Source organism: Achromobacter sp. ISS7, assembly GCF_056523125.1.
The window spans coordinates 2,572,073-2,587,436 of sequence record NZ_JAWRZD010000001.1; the positions used below are offsets into that span (position 1 = coordinate 2,572,073).

Annotated in this window: 16 protein-coding genes; 6 read left to right on the top strand and 10 right to left on the bottom strand. The window is 70.5% G+C overall.

Going from position 1 to position 15,364, the window contains the following annotated elements; all coding sequences use genetic code 11:
• The first annotated feature begins 36 nt into the window (after window positions 1–36).
• Together AC1HFW_RS11630 and AC1HFW_RS11635 are read left to right on the top strand one after the other, a co-directional pair.
• Window positions 37–1,008, top strand: a complete 972-nt coding sequence (locus AC1HFW_RS11630) for a Bug family tripartite tricarboxylate transporter substrate binding protein (protein ID WP_479283446.1) — start codon at window positions 37–39, stop codon at window positions 1,006–1,008.
• Window positions 1,009–1,071: 63 nt separating this feature from the next.
• The gene (locus tag AC1HFW_RS11635) at window positions 1,072–2,034 is read left to right on the top strand and encodes a LysR family transcriptional regulator (protein ID WP_006395697.1); all 963 of its coding nucleotides are present in this window, start codon (window positions 1,072–1,074) and stop codon (window positions 2,032–2,034) included.
• 13 nt (window positions 2,035–2,047) lie between these two features.
• Here AC1HFW_RS11635 and AC1HFW_RS11640 read toward each other — a convergent pair whose 3' ends face one another.
• From AC1HFW_RS11640 to AC1HFW_RS11665, 6 genes are read right to left on the bottom strand one after another with little or no spacing between them, the layout of a single operon-like run.
• Window positions 2,048–2,956 carry an amidohydrolase family protein gene (locus AC1HFW_RS11640; protein ID WP_479283448.1) on the bottom strand — a complete coding sequence of 303 codons (909 nt, stop codon included), beginning with the start codon at window positions 2,954–2,956 and terminating at the stop codon, window positions 2,048–2,050.
• On the bottom strand, window positions 2,953–3,567 hold the full coding sequence (locus AC1HFW_RS11645) for a carboxymuconolactone decarboxylase family protein (protein ID WP_479283450.1): 615 nt from the start codon (window positions 3,565–3,567) through the stop codon (window positions 2,953–2,955). Before AC1HFW_RS11645 ends, AC1HFW_RS11640 begins: the two co-directional genes overlap by 4 nt.
• A gap of 13 nt (window positions 3,568–3,580) precedes the next feature.
• Entirely contained in the window at window positions 3,581–4,195 is a 615-nt protein-coding gene (locus tag AC1HFW_RS11650; RefSeq protein WP_241070337.1) for a glutathione S-transferase family protein, read from the bottom strand.
• Between the two features lie 37 nt (window positions 4,196–4,232).
• A complete protein-coding gene (locus tag AC1HFW_RS11655; RefSeq protein ID WP_479283451.1) occupies window positions 4,233–4,877 on the bottom strand; it encodes a flavin reductase family protein in 645 nt (214 codons plus the stop codon).
• 31 nt (window positions 4,878–4,908) lie between these two features.
• On the bottom strand, window positions 4,909–5,874 hold the full coding sequence (locus AC1HFW_RS11660; protein WP_479283453.1) for a Bug family tripartite tricarboxylate transporter substrate binding protein: 966 nt from the start codon (window positions 5,872–5,874) through the stop codon (window positions 4,909–4,911).
• A 55-nt stretch (window positions 5,875–5,929) separates the two neighbouring features.
• A complete protein-coding gene (locus tag AC1HFW_RS11665) occupies window positions 5,930–6,910 on the bottom strand; it encodes a Bug family tripartite tricarboxylate transporter substrate binding protein (protein ID WP_479283456.1) in 981 nt (326 codons plus the stop codon).
• Window positions 6,911–7,103: 193 nt separating this feature from the next.
• Between AC1HFW_RS11665 and AC1HFW_RS11670 the strand changes: the two genes are divergently transcribed.
• The 4 genes from AC1HFW_RS11670 (at window position 7,104) to AC1HFW_RS11685 (ending at window position 11,739) form a co-directional block, all read left to right on the top strand.
• Complete coding sequence (locus tag AC1HFW_RS11670) at window positions 7,104–7,526, top strand: hypothetical protein (RefSeq protein ID WP_241073693.1); 423 nt, start codon at window positions 7,104–7,106, stop codon at window positions 7,524–7,526.
• A gap of 192 nt (window positions 7,527–7,718) precedes the next feature.
• Window positions 7,719–8,204 carry a sigma-70 family RNA polymerase sigma factor gene (locus AC1HFW_RS11675; protein WP_006395707.1) on the top strand — a complete coding sequence of 162 codons (486 nt, stop codon included), beginning with the start codon at window positions 7,719–7,721 and terminating at the stop codon, window positions 8,202–8,204.
• 22 nt (window positions 8,205–8,226) lie between these two features.
• A complete protein-coding gene (locus AC1HFW_RS11680; RefSeq protein WP_479283459.1) occupies window positions 8,227–9,267 on the top strand; it encodes a FecR domain-containing protein in 1,041 nt (346 codons plus the stop codon).
• An 81-nt stretch (window positions 9,268–9,348) separates the two neighbouring features.
• Window positions 9,349–11,739 carry a TonB-dependent siderophore receptor gene (locus tag AC1HFW_RS11685; RefSeq protein WP_479283461.1) on the top strand — a complete coding sequence of 797 codons (2,391 nt, stop codon included), beginning with the start codon at window positions 9,349–9,351 and terminating at the stop codon, window positions 11,737–11,739.
• 51 nt (window positions 11,740–11,790) lie between these two features.
• Here the strand turns inward: AC1HFW_RS11685 and AC1HFW_RS11690 are convergent, their stop codons facing one another.
• The 4 genes from AC1HFW_RS11690 to AC1HFW_RS11705 all read right to left on the bottom strand — a co-directional run bounded on the left by AC1HFW_RS11690 (window position 11,791) and on the right by AC1HFW_RS11705 (window position 15,305).
• Window positions 11,791–12,603 (bottom strand): hypothetical protein, encoded by an 813-nt coding sequence (locus AC1HFW_RS11690; protein ID WP_479283464.1) that lies wholly within the window; start codon window positions 12,601–12,603, stop codon window positions 11,791–11,793.
• Between the two features lie 31 nt (window positions 12,604–12,634).
• The gene (locus tag AC1HFW_RS11695) at window positions 12,635–13,810 is read right to left on the bottom strand and encodes a GGDEF domain-containing protein (protein WP_006395711.1); all 1,176 of its coding nucleotides are present in this window, start codon (window positions 13,808–13,810) and stop codon (window positions 12,635–12,637) included.
• A gap of 205 nt (window positions 13,811–14,015) precedes the next feature.
• Window positions 14,016–14,495: a carboxymuconolactone decarboxylase family protein gene (locus AC1HFW_RS11700; protein ID WP_061070822.1), complete on the bottom strand. Its 480-nt coding sequence runs from the start codon at window positions 14,493–14,495 to the stop codon at window positions 14,016–14,018.
• 60 nt (window positions 14,496–14,555) lie between these two features.
• On the bottom strand, window positions 14,556–15,305 hold the full coding sequence (locus AC1HFW_RS11705; protein ID WP_061070821.1) for an SDR family oxidoreductase: 750 nt from the start codon (window positions 15,303–15,305) through the stop codon (window positions 14,556–14,558).
• Window positions 15,306–15,364: the final 59 nt, after the last annotated feature.

Here is a 15,364-nt window from a genome sequence, read left to right on the forward strand (position 1 = left end):
CGCCGGCCCCGAGCCGGCGCCACGGGAGAGAGACAGATGAACAAAGCAACCGCACTGACGGTGGCCACCCTGCTGCTGGGCGCCACTTTCGCCGCCCCGGGCCAGGCCGCCGCCCCCTGGCCGAGCCAGCCGATCCGGCTGATCGTGCCCTACCCGCCCGGCGGCTCGGTCGACAACCTGGCGCGGCTGCTGGCGCCGGCGCTGGGCCAGCGGCTGGGCCAGACGATCGTGATCGAGAACAAGGCCGGCGCCAGCGGCACCATCGGCGTGGACGCCACGGTGCGCGCCACGCCGGACGGCAACACCTTCGGCTTCGGCGTGCCGGGCGCCATCACCGGCCTGCCGCACGTGATGAAGGTGCCGTATGACGTGTCCAAGATCCAGTACGTGTCGCTGGTGGCGCGCATCCCGCTGGTGCTGGTGGTCAACCCGTCGCTGCCCGACGCCACGCTGGCCGACTTCGTCGCCAGCGCCAGGCGCCAGCCGGGCAAATACAACTACGGCTCTGCCGGCAATGTGACCACGCCGCACCTGGGCGGCGAGCTGCTCAAGCAGCAGACCGGCATCGACATCATGCACGTGCCGTACAAGGGCGCATCGCCCGCGGTGACGGCGCTGCTGTCCAACGAGGTGCAGATGTTCCCGGGCGACACCTCGGCGGTGCTGGGCTTCATCAAGGCCGGCAAGCTGCGCACGCTGGCGGTGGCCAGCCCGACGCGCTTCGAGGGCCTGCCGGATGTGCCGACCACCAAGGAGGCGGGTTTTCCCGATGTGATCGTGGAATCGAACTACGGCATCATCGCCCCGACCGGCACGCCGCCGGAGATCGTGCAGAAGATGTCGCGGGCCATCGCCGAGACGCTGGCCGAGCCGGCCCTGCGGCAGAAGATGATCGACCAGGGCGCCATTCCCGCGGCCACCACGCCCGAGGCCTACCAGGCGCTGATGCAGGCCGAGTCGAAGAAATGGGGCGAGGTGATCCGGCGCGGCAAGCTGGGGCTGGAATAGTCCCATGCCGGCCCGCTTTTGCCGTACCCTTATGCCGTCTCTTTCGTTGCCGCCTTATCCATCATGCCGCCTGCCAAAGCCACGGGCCTGAGCCTGGACGTCACCGCCGACCTGCACAAGTGGCGGGCCTTCCTGGCGATCGCGGAACTGGGCAGCATCTCGCGCGCCGCCCTGTACCTGGACCAGGACCAGTCGGTGCTGAGCCGCCGCATCAACGCGCTGGAACGCGAGTGCAACGCGCGGCTGTTCAACCGCACCGGCCGCGGCGTGCACCTGTCGGAAGTGGGCGAACGCCTGTTTCCGCTGGTGCGCACGCTGCTGGGCGACGCCGAGCGGCTGGAACTGGAACTGAACGGCGAGGCGCGCGAGCCGGCCGGCGAGGTCACGCTGGGGCTGTTGCCGTCCACGGCGCATCCGCTGATCCGGCGGCTGTTCTCGCGGCTGCGCAAGCAGTTCCCCAAGGTGCACCTGAAGATCCTCGAAGGCTCCAGCGGCCAGATCGAGGAATGGCTGACCGACAGCCGCGTCGACATCGCCATCCTGTACCGCTACGGCGACAAGTGCCCGCCCGGCGAGCAGGCGCTGGCCTCGGTCGATTCATACCTGGTGGGCGCGGCGGGCGACGCCCTGACGCGCGCCGGCGAGGTCGCCTTCGAGCAGCTGGACGGCCTGCCCTTCATCCTGCCGGGCGCGCCCAATGGCCTGCGCAATGCGCTGGACGGAATGGCGCGGGCGCGCAAGATCACCATCGCGCCGCTGATCGAGGCCGATTCGCTGCCGCTGATGAAATCCATCGTCGAACACGAGCACATGTACACGGTGCTGCCGCTGCACGCGGTCTGGCAGGAGGTGCAGGAAGGCCGCCTGAGCATCGCCGCGCTGCGCGATCCGGCCATGGGCCGCATCATCTCGATGGCGTTCGCCCGCGCCAAGGGCCCGGGCCGCACCGTCACCGAGGTGGCGGCGCAGATCCAGAGCCTGGTGCGCGAGATCGGCGGCGAAGGCGTGTGGCACGCCAGCCCCTGACGGGGCCGGCGCTTCAAGCGAAGCCGTACAGGCGCGCCGGATTGTCGACCCAGACCTTGCGGCGCATGGCGTCATCGCCCAGCCAGCGCTGCGCCACCGCCACCAGGGCGTCGGCCGAGGGCGCCGCGGCGCCCATGCGCACGAAGGGCCAGTCAGAACCCCACAGCACCTGGTCGGGATTGGCGGCGACGAAGGCGTCGTGGATGAAGCGCGCGTTGTCGTAGTCGGGCGCGCTGCCCACGCGGCACAGCGTCAGCTTCATCCACAGCCGGCCGTCGGCCAGCAGGCCGCGCAACAGCTGGAACGCCGGGTCCTGGTCGCCACGCGCGGGCGCCAGGCTGCCCAGGTGGTCGATCACCAGCGGCAGGTCCAGTTTCGCCAGCGCCGGCAGATGCCGCAGGTAGGTGTCGCACGGCGCCCACAGCTGCGCGTGCAGGCCGTGGTGCTTCATGCGCGGGGCCAGCGCCGCGACCTGGTCGAAGCCCACGCTGCCCGGAAACAGGTTGCCGGCCGGGTCGCGCGCCTCGACAAAGCGCAGCCCCCGCACGCCGCCATCATGCAGGGCCCGCAATTGCGCTTCGCTGATCGACGGGTCGGCCACGGCGATGCCACGCAGGCGGTCGCCGCCCTGGGCCAGCGCGTCCAGCAAGGCGTCCGCATGCGTACCGTAGGGAGCCGGCTGCACCAGCACGCCACGGGCCGCGCCCAGCGTGTCCAGCATGCGCAGATAGCGCGCCGCCGGCGCGTCGGGCGCCGCGTAGGAAGACGGATGCCACAGCGGGAAGCGGTCGTAGGGACCGAACACGTGGCAATGCGTGTCGCAGGCCTGGGGCGGCAACGCTTCGGCGGGCGCCCGCGGCATGCGCGGCGTTTCGACGCTGTCCGGCACGTAGGCCTGGCGGGAATCGGCGGGCGCGGTCATGCCGGGCCCTCCGCGGCCAATGGCGCCAACCGGCTCAGCGCCGGCTGGCCGTCCTGTTGCGGCTGGTCCAGCGGCGCAGGCGCGTCGTCCGGCATCGGGATCTCGTGCGCGTTCAGCGTCATCGACACCATGGTGTAGTAGCCGATGACGGCGGTCAGCTCGACCACGCCCACGGCGGCCCAGCGCTGCACCGCCTCGGCATACAGGGCCGGCGCCACCTGGCCGGTCTCCTGCAGCTGGCGGGCGTAGGCGTAGACGATCTCGTCGTCGCGGCTGTCGAACGACGGTTCGCGCCGCGCCTGGATGGCGTCCAGCACCGCGTCGGCAATGCCGGCGGCGCGGGCGGCCTGGGCGTGGATGTGCCATTCGATCTGGCTGTTCCAGCGCCGCGCCGTGACCACGATGGCCAGCTCGCTGACCCGCGGCGGCAGGCTGGTGCCAAAGCGCAGCAAGGCCCCCAGCGCCTGCCAGCGTTCGGCCAATTCCGGGTTGTGCAGCGCGGCACGCAAGGGGCCGACCAGCCGGCCGCGCGGGCCGGAGACGATGCGCTCGTAGACGCGCTTCTGGTCGTCGCTCATGCTGTCGGGCGTGGGCAGGGGAATGCGGCTCATCATCGTCCTTCGCTCAAGGGGTTTCGTCGGGCTGGCTGCGCTGCACCGAGGGCCGCGCGCTGAAGTCCTGGTGCCAGCGGGCCAACCTCGGGTGGCCATCGCGCCAGGCCAGATCCGGGAAACGATAGTCCAGATACGACAACGCGCAACCGATGGCGATCAGGCCCAGGTCGAAGCGGCTGGCTTGCAGGGCGGGCGCCTCGGCCTCCAGCACCGCCAGCACGGCGCGGGTCTTCAGCGCGAAGGCGTCGAGCCAGGCCTGGGTCTGCTTCTCGGCCGGCTTGTTGCGTTCCTGCCGGTACAGCAACAACGCGTCGAGGAAGCCGTCGCCCAGCGCCTGGCGGCGCTCGGCCAACAGGCGCGCGGCCGGGTCCGCCGGCAGCAGGCCGGCGCCGGCCAGGCCGTCCAGATAGGCGCAGATGACGCGCGAGTCGTAGACCGGCGTGCCGTCATCCAGCACCAGGGTCGGCAGCTTGATCAGCGGGTTGTCCGCCACCAGGTCGAGGTTGGGCTTGTCCATCGCGACCGGCGTGCGCACCAGCGTCACGCGCTCGGCGATGCCGGCTTCGTACAGGACGATCATCACCTTGCGCACGAAGGGCGATCGCGGCGACCAATGCAGTTTCATCAGGAGGCTCCCAGGAGATTCAAAATCGTGATGCGGTTCAATGGCCCTGCGCGGGCCGCACCGCCGGATCGTTGGCGGCGTCCGGCGCGCGCATCTGGAACAGGTCGCTGGTGTGCGCGTACCAACCGGCACCGTGCATGCGGCCCAGTAGCCGCAGCGCCGGGGTGTCCACATGGAACCGCTGCGCGTCCAGCAGCGCGTCGTCGCGCAGGTACAGCGCCACCACCCGCGCCAACACGATGACGCGCTGCGGCGCGGCATCCAGCACCTGCCACACGCGGCATTCCAGCGCCGCCGGACTGAGCGCGATGCGCGGCGGGGCGACCACCCGCGAAGGCTCGGTCGCCAGCCCGGCGCGCGCCAGTTCATCGACCTCGGCGATGTAGTCCAGGCTGGTGTGGTTCATCTGCGCGGCCAGTTCCGCCGACACCAGGTTGATGACGAATTCGCCGGTCTCCAGGATGTTGCGCGAGGTGTCTTTCAGTTGGCCGCCGCGCGGGCCGATGCCCAGCGCCACGATGGGCGGATCGCTGCTGACCACGTTGAAGAACGAGAACGGCGCGGCGTTGCGCTGCCCCTGCGCCGACTGGCTCACCACCCAGGCGATGGGCCGCGGCACCACCACGCTGGAGAGCAGCTTGAAGGCGTTGGCGGTGCTGATTTCGCTGAAATCGAAGTTCATGGATGCGTTCCTGGCGGCCGGCGCCGCCTCTTCATTTGGCCAGCAGGCCCAGCGTGCCCAGCAGCCGGCGCATGTCGGCCTGGTCCTTGGCGACGTAGGCGTCCGCTTCCCGCGGCGACAGCGCCATCAACTCTATCGCCTGCTCCTGCATGACGCGGCGGTAGTCGGGGTCCTCGTTCACGGCCCGGACGGTATCGCTCAGCATGCGCACGATGTCGGCGGGCGTGCCGGCCGGCGCGGCCAGGCTGTACCAGGTGGCCGCGTCGGCCCCCGCCACGCCGGCCTCGGCCAGCGTCGGCACGTCGGGCAGCAGCGGCGAGCGCTTGTCCGAGGCATAGGCCAGCGCCAGCAGCCGCCCCTGGCGAATGAACGGCAGGCTGGCCGACAGGTTCAGCATGGCCAGGTCGGTCTGGCCGCCGACCACGTCGTTGATGGCCGGCGAGGCGCCGGCATAGGGAATGTGGTTCAGCTGCACGCCGGCGACCTGCTGGAACAATTCGGCGCCCAGGTGCGTGGCGCCGCCCACGCCGGCCGAACCGTAGCTGAGCTTGCCGGGCGCGGCCTTGGCGCGCGCGATCAGCTCGGGCACGCCGCGGATGCCGCGCGACGGGTTGACCACCAGCATGATGGGCTGCACCGCCACCACCGAGCAGAAGGCGAAACCCTTGACGCCGTCGTACACGGTCTTCTGCATCAGCGGCGTGACCACGTGGCCGGCCGAGGTGCCCAGCAGCAGCGTGTAGCCATCGGGCTTGGCGCGCGCCACGAAGCCGGTGCCGATGGAGGCGCCGCCGCCGGGCTTGTTCTCCACCACCACCGGCTGGCCCAGGCGCTTTTCCAGCGCCCGCGCCAGGCTGCGCGCCACCACGTCGGCGGGGCCGCCGGCGGCATAGGGATTGACCAGGACGACGGGCCGCTCGGGATAGGCCGCCACGGCGGAAACGGAAATGACGGTCGTGGCGACGGCCGCCAGCAGGGATCGAAGCATCAATCGCATGGAGTTTCCTTCGAAGGGCCAGGCCGCTGGGCTGGCCAGGATTCGGATCGCGAAATCAATCGGCCCGCGCGCCGGACTGTTCGATGATGCGCGCCCATTTGGCCGTGTCGACGCGGATGCGTTCGGCGAAGGCCTCCGGCGTGCTGTGGGTGGTCTGGATGCCGTAGCCGGCCATGCGCTCGATCATCTGCGGCGCGGTCATCACCGCCTTGATGTCGGCGTTCAGCCGGTCGATGATGGGACGCGGCGTGCCTGCCGGCGCCAGCACGCCCGACCACAGGCTGACCTCGTAGTCCTCGAACCCCGGCGTCTCGGACATCGACGGCACGTCGGGCAGCGCCGCCAGCCGCTGGCGGCTGGTCACGGCCAGCGCCCGTACCTTGCCCTGCCTGACCTGCTCGATGAAGTTGGACGAGGTGTCGATCATCATCGAGATGCGGCCGGCCAGGAAATCGTTGATGGCGCCCGAGGTGCCCTTGTAGGGAATGTGGCGGATGTCGGCATGGGCCGCGGCCTTGAACATCTCGCCGGCCAGGTGGCTGGTGGTGCCATTGCCCGAGGAACTGAAGGTCAGCTCGCCCGGCCGCTGCCGCGCCAGTTCGGCCAGCTCGGCGACCGAGTCGACCTTGAGGCCGGGGTTGACCACCAGCAGGTTCGAGGTCAGGTTGGTCAGCGACACCGGCGCGAAGCTGCGCTGCGGGTCGTAGCGCAGCTTGGGGTACAGCGACGGGTTGATCGTCAACACGCCCATGGTCGAATACAGCAGCGTGTAGCCGTCGGGCGCGGCGGTGGCCACGGCCTCGGCGCCGATCGCGCCGCCGGCGCCACCACGGTTCTCCACCACCACGGTCTGGCCCAGCTTTTCGCCCAGGCCCTGCGCCAGCGACCGCGCCATCAGGTCGGTGGCGCCGCCGGCCGGGAACGGCACGATCAGTTTCACCGGCCGGTCGGGATAGGCCCCGGCCGCCATGGCCGCCGATATCAGGCCCGCACCGAGCCACAGGCTGACCGCGGTCAGCGCACTTGCCATTCTCATGCTGTCTCCACCCTGGGGGTTTTTATGTTTGCAGCATGGTAGGCGCGGGGCGGCGGTGGCGCTATGCGCGGGATCGCATATCTGCTTTGTGCGGACACCGGGCCGCCCGGCGCGCCTGCGACCGGCGGCGGCCTGCGCGATGGCGGGATCGGGTATCGTCTGCACCAGGCCCCTTCCCCCCGCTTCGTTCGCAATGCCCCATCGCTCCGACCTGTTCTCGCCCCCCACCCGCCAACGCACCGCCCGCGCCAATTCGCTGCTGTGGATCCTCGACCCGCTGGAACGCGATGCCGGCTATCTGCGCCGCAAGATGTTCGGCTGCGACGCCGCCTACCTGGATGGCGCGCTGTACCTGGTGGTGGCCGACCGCGAACCGCCCTGGAACGGCGTGATGGTGTGTTCCTCGCAGGACCGCCACGCGGCGCTGCTGGCCGACATGCCGAGCCTGCTGCCGCATCCGCAGCTGGGCAAGTGGCTGTACCTGCCGCAGACCGACGAGGCCTTCGAGACGCTGGCCACGCGGCTGGTGGAACTGGCGTTGGCGCGCGACCCGCGCCTGGGCGTGGTACCCAAGCCGCGGGCCCGCCGGCGCAAGTCGTGGCGCTCGGAGGAATGAACCGAAGCCTCGCCGGCGGCGATTCGACCGGGCCCGCCTGACCGCATCGGCCAAACCGGCCGCCTTGCATGGACCCGCCGTGGCCGCTCGTCTTGCCCGCGTCATGGCCCACACGCTAGAATTGCGGATAATTCTCATTCATCAGGCGCCATCCCCCCTGCTTTGCGCGCCGGAACCTCGACCGGATCGCCCATGCCCCCGCCCAGCATCGAAGCGCTGTATGTCGACCATCACGGTTGGCTCAAGGGATGGCTGCGCCGGCGCCTGGGCAATTCGTTCGATGCCGCCGACCTGGCGCACGACACCTTCATCCGCCTGATCGCCCGCGAAGACCCGCCCGTGGTGCGCGAACCGCGCGCGCTGCTGACCACCGTGGCGCAGGGCGTGCTGTCGAACTTCATGCGGCGCCGCAAGATCGAGGACGCCTATCTGGCGACCCTGGCCGCCCTGCCCGAGCAGACCGCGCCCAGCCCCGAGACGCGCGCCATCCTGATCGAGACCCTGGTCGAGCTGGACCGCCGCCTGGACACCCTGCCCGCGCCGGTGGTGAAAGCTTTCCTGCTGTCGCAACTGGACGGCATGAAGCAGGCGGACATCGCCGCCGAACTGAAGCTGTCGCTGGCCACGGTGCAACGCCATATCGCCAGGGCAGCGCATTGCTGCTTCTTCGGCGCCTGACCCGGCGCCCGGCACGCCACCCATGCCCTACTCCACCGCCAGCCGGCCAGCGCCGCCCCTGCCCGCCCTGGAAGGCCCGCCGCTGCCCGAACGGGCCAGCCGGGCCGCGGTCGAGTGGCTGGTGCGCCTGCAGGCCGCGGATGCCAACGACGCCCTGCGCCGGGACTGGGCACAGTGGCTGGCGGCCGACCCGGACCATGCGCGCGCCTGGCGCCATATCGAATCGTTCGGCGCGCACCTGCGCGGCCTGGATGCGCCGCTGGCGCGCGGCACCCTGGTGCGCGGCGGCGAACGGCGTGGCCGGCGCGGCGCGCTCAAGGCCCTGGCGCTGGCGGCATTTGCCGGCTCGGGCGCCTGGCTGGCGCGCGACGGCCTGGTGTTGCAATGGCAGGACCTGAACGCGGACTATCGCACCGGCACCGGCCAGCGACGCGCGCTGACGCTGACCGACGGCACCCGCGTCGACCTGGACACGCGCAGCGCCATCGCCCTGCGCTACGACGACGGCCAGCGCCTGATCCAGCTGCTGCACGGCCGCATCCTGGTGGCCACCGCCCCCGACCCGGCGCGCGCGGGCTGGCCGGCCCGTCCGCTGCTGGTGGACACGGCGCGCGGCAGGCTGCGCCCGCTGGGCACGCGGTTCGTCGCGCAGCATCTGGACGACGCCGATCTGGTGGCCGTACTGGAAGGCGCGGTGGAAATCCTGCCGCGGGACGCCCCGGCGGCCACCCGGGTCGTGCGGGCCGGCGAGCAGAGCCACTACAGCCGGCTGGCCGCCGAGGCGCCGCTGCGCAGCGACCAGCAAGCGGACGCCCAGGCCGGCGCCTGGGCCGCCGGCATGCTGGTGGCGCGCGACATGCGGCTGGATGACTTCATCGCCGAACTGGCCCGCTACCGCCCCGGCCGGCTGGCCTGTGCGCCGCAGGTCGCGGCCCTGCGCGTCTCGGGCGTCTATCCGCTGGCGGACCCGGACAGGGTGCTGGACATGCTGACCCGCACCCATCCGGTCGAGATGCGCAGCATGACGCGCTACTGGACCACCGTGACGCCGCGTGAGGGCTGATACGGTCCAGATGAGGGGTTTTTCGTTCTCGCGTGGCAATCCCTATGGAAGCCACTTTTTTCACGGGAACTGAAGACCACCATGCACGATCGCCTCTCGCGCCGCGCCGCCCGCCTCATCGGCCGGACCGCCCCCCTGCTCTCGCCCGGCCGCCTGGCCGTGCTGTCCCTGTCGGCCACGCTGCTGTCGCCTGCCGCCCTGGCGCAGCCGGCCGCGCGCGCCTATGCGATTCCCGCCGGCTCCCTCGAAAGCGTGCTGACCCGCTATGCCCTGGAAAGCCAGCTGATGCTGTCCTATGCCGCGACCGACGTGGCCGGCAAGCGCAGCGGCGGCCTGAGCGGCAGCCATGACCCGGCCTCGGCGCTGAGCCAGATCCTGGCCGGCACGGGCATGCGCGCCAGCCTGCAACCGAACGGCGGCTATCTGCTGCGTCCCGCGCCGGGCGCGGATGGCGCGCAGACCCTGCCGTCGGTGACGGTGACCGGGGAACGCCCGGAAACCGCCTGGGGCCCGGTGCAGGGCTTCGTGGCCAAACAGAGCGCCACCGCCACCAAGACCGACACGCCGCTGCACGAAACGCCGCAATCGGTGTCGGTGGTGCCGCGCGCCCAGATGGTGGCGCAGGCCGCCGACTCGCTCGACCAGGCGCTGGCGTATACCGCCGGCGTGATGCCGCTGGACGGCGGCGCGCTGCGCAACATCAGCACCGGCTTCACGGTGCGCGGCTTCAACGTCACCGGCTCGGCGCCGCTGTACCTGAACGGCACCAAGCTGCCGATGAACTCGCTGAGCGGCGCCATGGAGCCGTATGACTACGAACGCATCGAGGTGCTGAAGGGGCCGGCGTCGATCCTGTACGGCCAGGCCGCGCCCGGCGGCATCATCAACCTGGTCAGCAAACGCCCCACCGCCGAGCCGCTGCGCGAGATGGAGGTGAAGTACGGCACCTGGAACACCAAGCAACTGGCCATGGACTTCGGCGGCCCGCTGACCGAGGACGGCAACGTGCGCTACCGCCTGACCGGGCTGGGACGCGATGCGGACACCATGGTGCGGCACATCAACAACGACCGCCAGTCGCTGTCGGGCTCGCTCGAATGGCAGTTGAGCGGTGCCACGCGGCTGACGCTGCTGGGCGGCTGGAGCCGCACCGACAATCCCTACGACGTGGGCAAGCCGCGCCAGGGCACGCTGCTGCCCAATCCCAACGGCGCGATCTCGCGCTCGGTGTTCCTGGGCGAACCGGGGTTTGACCGTTTCGTGGTGCAGGGCGGCCACCTGGGCTACCTGCTGGAGCACAAGATCAACGACGACTGGCAGGTGCGCCAGAATCTGCTGGGCTACAACCACCGCGCCAATAGCAAGAGCATGTACATGATGACAAGCTCGGTCAACCCCGCCAACCCGGCGCTGCTCGAGCGCCTGGCCGTGTCGCGCGACGACACGGACAAGGGCATCGCCCTGGACAACCAGCTGCTGGGCAAGCTGCGCCACGGCCGCTTCGAGCACACCCTGCTGTTCGGCGTGGACGCCAGCCGCAGCAGCCTGACACGCGATCAGGCGGTGGGCGTCAATGCCGTCCCGATCGATGTGTATGACCCGGTCTACGGCAGCACGCCGACGCTGGACCCCGCCCGGCGCGGCGTCGACCGCTCGCGTCAGGTGGGTTTCTATGCCCAGGACCAGATCAAATTCGATGGCCGCTGGATCGGCTTGTTCGGCGGCCGCTACGACCGCGCCCGCACCGAGGAAGCCCCCGGCGGCGACAGGCAGGATTCGCACGCGTTCTCGCCGCGCGCCGGCCTGATGTATCTGTTCGACAACGGCCTGGCGCCCTACTACAGCTTCACCAAGTCATTCCAGCCGACCTCTGGCATGGATTTCGGCGGCACGCCGTTCAAGCCCACCACCGGCACGCAGCACGAGATCGGCCTGAAGTACGAGCCGCCCGGCGTCGACGCGTCGGTCACGCTGGCGCTGTACGACATCACCCAGCGCAACGTGATGACCTCGGACCTGGCCAATCCCGGGTTCTCGGTGCAGACCGGCGAAGTGCGCTCGCGCGGCGCCGAGCTGGAAGGCCGCGCCAGCCTCAACCACAACCTGGATGTGGTGGCCGCCTTCACGCTGACCAACGCCAGGACCACCAAGAGCACGCGGGGCGACGAAGGCGCGCGGCCGGCATCGGTGCCGCGCAGCATGGCGTCGCTGTGGCTGGACTACAAGCTGGCGGCGCTGCCCGGCCTGAGCACCGCGGCCGGCGTGCGCTACGTGGGACGGCAGGAAAGCGACGGCGTCACGGTGCCCAGCTACACCGTGCTGGACGCGGCGTTGCGGTACCGCCTGCAGAACTGGGAATTCGCGCTCAACGTCAAGAACCTGACGAACAAGCGCTACATCGCCGCGTGCCCGTATGCCTGCTACTACGGCGACGAACGCAATGTGATGCTGACGGCGCGGGTGAACTGGTAGGCAAAACGCGCGGACGGCGGCGCCGGACGGCGCCCGCCGCGCACGACCGGATCACGCCGGGCCGGCCGGGTCGCCGAACACGTCGCGCCAGGGCCGCGACAGCGCCTCGGCATCCGCCGCCGTCAGGTATTGCGGCGCCCCCCGCGCCATGGCGGCGAACAGCAAGGCGTCGCTGGCCTGGTCCCACGGCGCCGCCAGCCACTCGTCGATCTCGCCGTCCTCGTCTTCCTCCCGGATGAAGGCGGCGGCGCCATCGACGGCCTCGGCGCGCCGCCGCAGCAGGCCGTGGACCTGCATGAAGCCGGCATGGATCGGCGAATGCGCGCCGCCACGGCGGCGGGCGGCGGACAACACGCCATGCCACTCGGATTGCGGCGACGCCTCGGTGGCGCCATCGGGCGGTGCCGCGACGGGGCCATCCTCGTCCGCCGCCCAGCGCTCCCAGGCGCGCCCGTAGCGGTCCCAGCCATCGTCGGGCAAGCCGGCGCCCAGCGCCTGCGCCTGTTCGCGCGTCAATTCGGGAATGCGGGCCAGGATGTCGACCACCGCTTCGCCGTGCGGACCGAACAGCGTGCCCAGCGGCAGCGGTTGCAGCAGCTCGATGGCGGCGGCGCGCCAGTAGCCGGGTTGCGCCACCAGCCCGGACATGTCGCCCAGCTGCGTCACCCGCACCCGCCACAACCGCCCGGGCCAGTGGCGGCCCAGCGTCAGCGAGGCGATGGATTGGTCGACCACGATCCAGGGCGGCTCGGCGCGCGCCAGCCGGACGTGGTTGCCGGCGCGTTCGAGCGCCAGGGAGGGATCGGCGGCGTCGAACCAGAAACCGTCACGGTCGGACGGGCAAGCGTGCGTGGGCGTCGTCATGGCCGCCATTATCGACGCAAACGCCAGACCGTCAGTCCGCGGCGACGCGTTCCGGCGCCAACGCCGATTCCAGCCGGTTGCCGCCCAGCGATTTGGCGCGATACAAGGCCATGTCGGCGCGCGCCAGCCCGTCGGCCAGCGCCGGCGCGTCGTCTTCGAAATACGCCAGGCCGATGCTGACCGTGGCGGCGATGCCCAGGCCGTCGGCCTGGTGGGCGATGGTCTGGGCAAAGCGCGTGGCGGCGTCCGCGCCCAGTTCGTGCGCGCGGCGGGCATCGTCGCCCGCCAGCAGCGCGGCGAATTCCTCGCCGCCGATGCGCGCCAGGATGGCCCGCGGCCCCAGCGCCACGCGGGCGATGCCGGCGAACGACTTCAGCACCAGGTCGCCGGTATGGTGGCCATAGCGGTCATTGATGCCCTTGAACTGGTCCAGGTCGAACGCCAGCACGGCGATCGGCTCGCGCGCCCCGTGGGTCTCGATCAGGCGCGCGCCCTGCTCGAAGAACCAGCGGCGGTTGCCCAGGCGCGTCAGGTAGTCGGTCTGCGATTCCTGCACCAGCTGGGCGTGGGTTTCCTCGCGGATCAGCTTGACCAGCGTCATCGGCAGCAGCACCGAATACAGCACGCCCTCGTACATGGTGATGTTGCTGGCCAGCAGCTGCACCGACGGGCCGTCCACCGCGACCCACCACGGCAGCAGGAAGGCGCGGCCGAAATAGATCAGCGCATGCACGCCCGCGACCGCCACGGCGATGTTGCGGGTCTTCAGCATCTTCATGGCGTCGCAGCGCAGCAGTTCCCAGGCGGTACAGGCGCTGACCAGTGCGATGGGAAAGGCGCTGACGTATTTCCACACCAGGTCCTGCCCCTCGATGCCCGCGCCCAGCCAGATCAGCGCCATGACGGCGAGCAGGGCCAGCGAGCGGCCGCGCCAGGTGCGCCCGCTCAGGGAGGCGACGCTGTTCAGGACCAGCAGGTAGCCGCTCAGGATGATGAGATTGCTGACGGGCGAACCCAGCCCTGCCGGCATGTCGGCGCGGAACAGGGCGCTGATACAGCCAAGCGCCAGCGTGGCGAAGCCGGCCGCCAGGATGCCCAGCGAGCGGCTGCGGTTGGAGTGGGTCCGATGCTCCCAGAACGTCAGGCCGGCACTGGCCAGCAGCGTTCCAATGGTGATGAAGTACAGGGTCAGGAGATCGACGTGCATCTCTTATAGGGAAATGAGGCACGCCTGGAAATCGCGGCGGCGATCGCAATTTTAGGGGGAAATCGCTCGCGAAGATGTGACGATGGCACGGTCGCCGGCAACTATGAGTCCCCAATTAACCCCTCAACCCGTCCCTCATAAACAAGCCCGGTGGAACGCGCCGCCGCCCACGGCGCGCCCCGACCTGCCCGCCGCGGGCTTCGCGTCAGGCCAGGCCCGAGCCGTCCACGCCAAAAGCCTTGTCGTACAGCCCCGGCGGCACCTGGAAGGCGATGTTGACGCGGTTCCAGGCGTTGATCGACATCACCAGGAAAGTCAGGTCGGACAGTTCCTTTTCCGAGAACTCGGCCCGCGCCGCCTCGTAGACCGGGTCCGCCACGCCGTGCTCGCCAAGCCGGGTCAAGGCCTCGGTCCAGGCCAGCGCGGCGCGCTCGCGCGGGCTGAACAGGGGCGATTCGCGCCACACGGCCACGTGGTGCAGGCGCAGCGGCCGTTCGCCGTGCTGGGTGGCCTCCTTGACGTGCATGTCCACGCAGAAGGCGCACCCGTTGAGCTGCGAGGCGCGCAGGTCGACCAGGTCGCGGATCGACGGCTCGATCGCCGATTGCTTGAACGCCAGGCTGAAGGCGACGAATTTCTTGAAGAGTTCGGGAGATTGCTGTTGGTAGTCGATGCGGGGCGTCATGGGAAATCCTTGCAATGATGTGGAAAGCGGCACGGAGGCCGTCAGCCGGCCGCGCGGCCGTCAGCCGGCCGCGCGGCCGAGCCAGTCGGACAAGCGCGTGGGACCGATGCGCGCGCCGGCCGCGGCCACCAGCGACCGGTCGTCCAGCGCGCTGCCGAAGTAGCGGGCGTGCACGTCGGCGATGACTTCGCGGCGGTCCGCGCGCGCGGCCAGGAACGTGCGCGCCAGTTCGTCGAGCGGAAAGCGTTCCGGGCCGCCCACCTCGACGGTGCCGTTGACCGGCGCGGCCACGGCCAGGTCGGCCAGCGCCGCCGCCACGTCGTCGGCGGCGATCGGCTGGATCAGGGCCGGCGACAGGCGCACCACGTCGCCGTCGGCGCCGGCCTGGACGATGCCTTCGACGAACTCGAAGAACTGGGTGGCGCGCAGCAGCGTATAGGGCCTGCCGGCCGCCTTGATCAAGGCCTCCTGGGCCACCTTGGCGCGGAAGTAGCCGCTGTCGGGCAGGCGGTCGGTGCCGACCACGGACAGCGCCACGTGATGCCCGACGCCGGCGGCGGCTTCGGCGGCCAGCAGGTTGTGGCCGGAGGTCTGGAAGAAGTCCATCACCGCCCGGTCCTCGAACGACGGCGAATTCGACACATCGACCACCACCTGCGCGCCGCGCAGCGCCTCGGCCAGGCCCTGGCCGGTCAGGGTATTGACGCCCGTGTTGGGCGAGGCGGCGACGGTCTCGTGGCCGATGGCGCGCAGGCGCCTGACGACGTTCGAGCCGATCAGGCCGGTGCCGCCGATGACGACGATTTTCATGGGAATCTCCTGGGAAAAGTGGGGGTCGTCCGGATGGCGGCGACCGATGGATGCAGTAT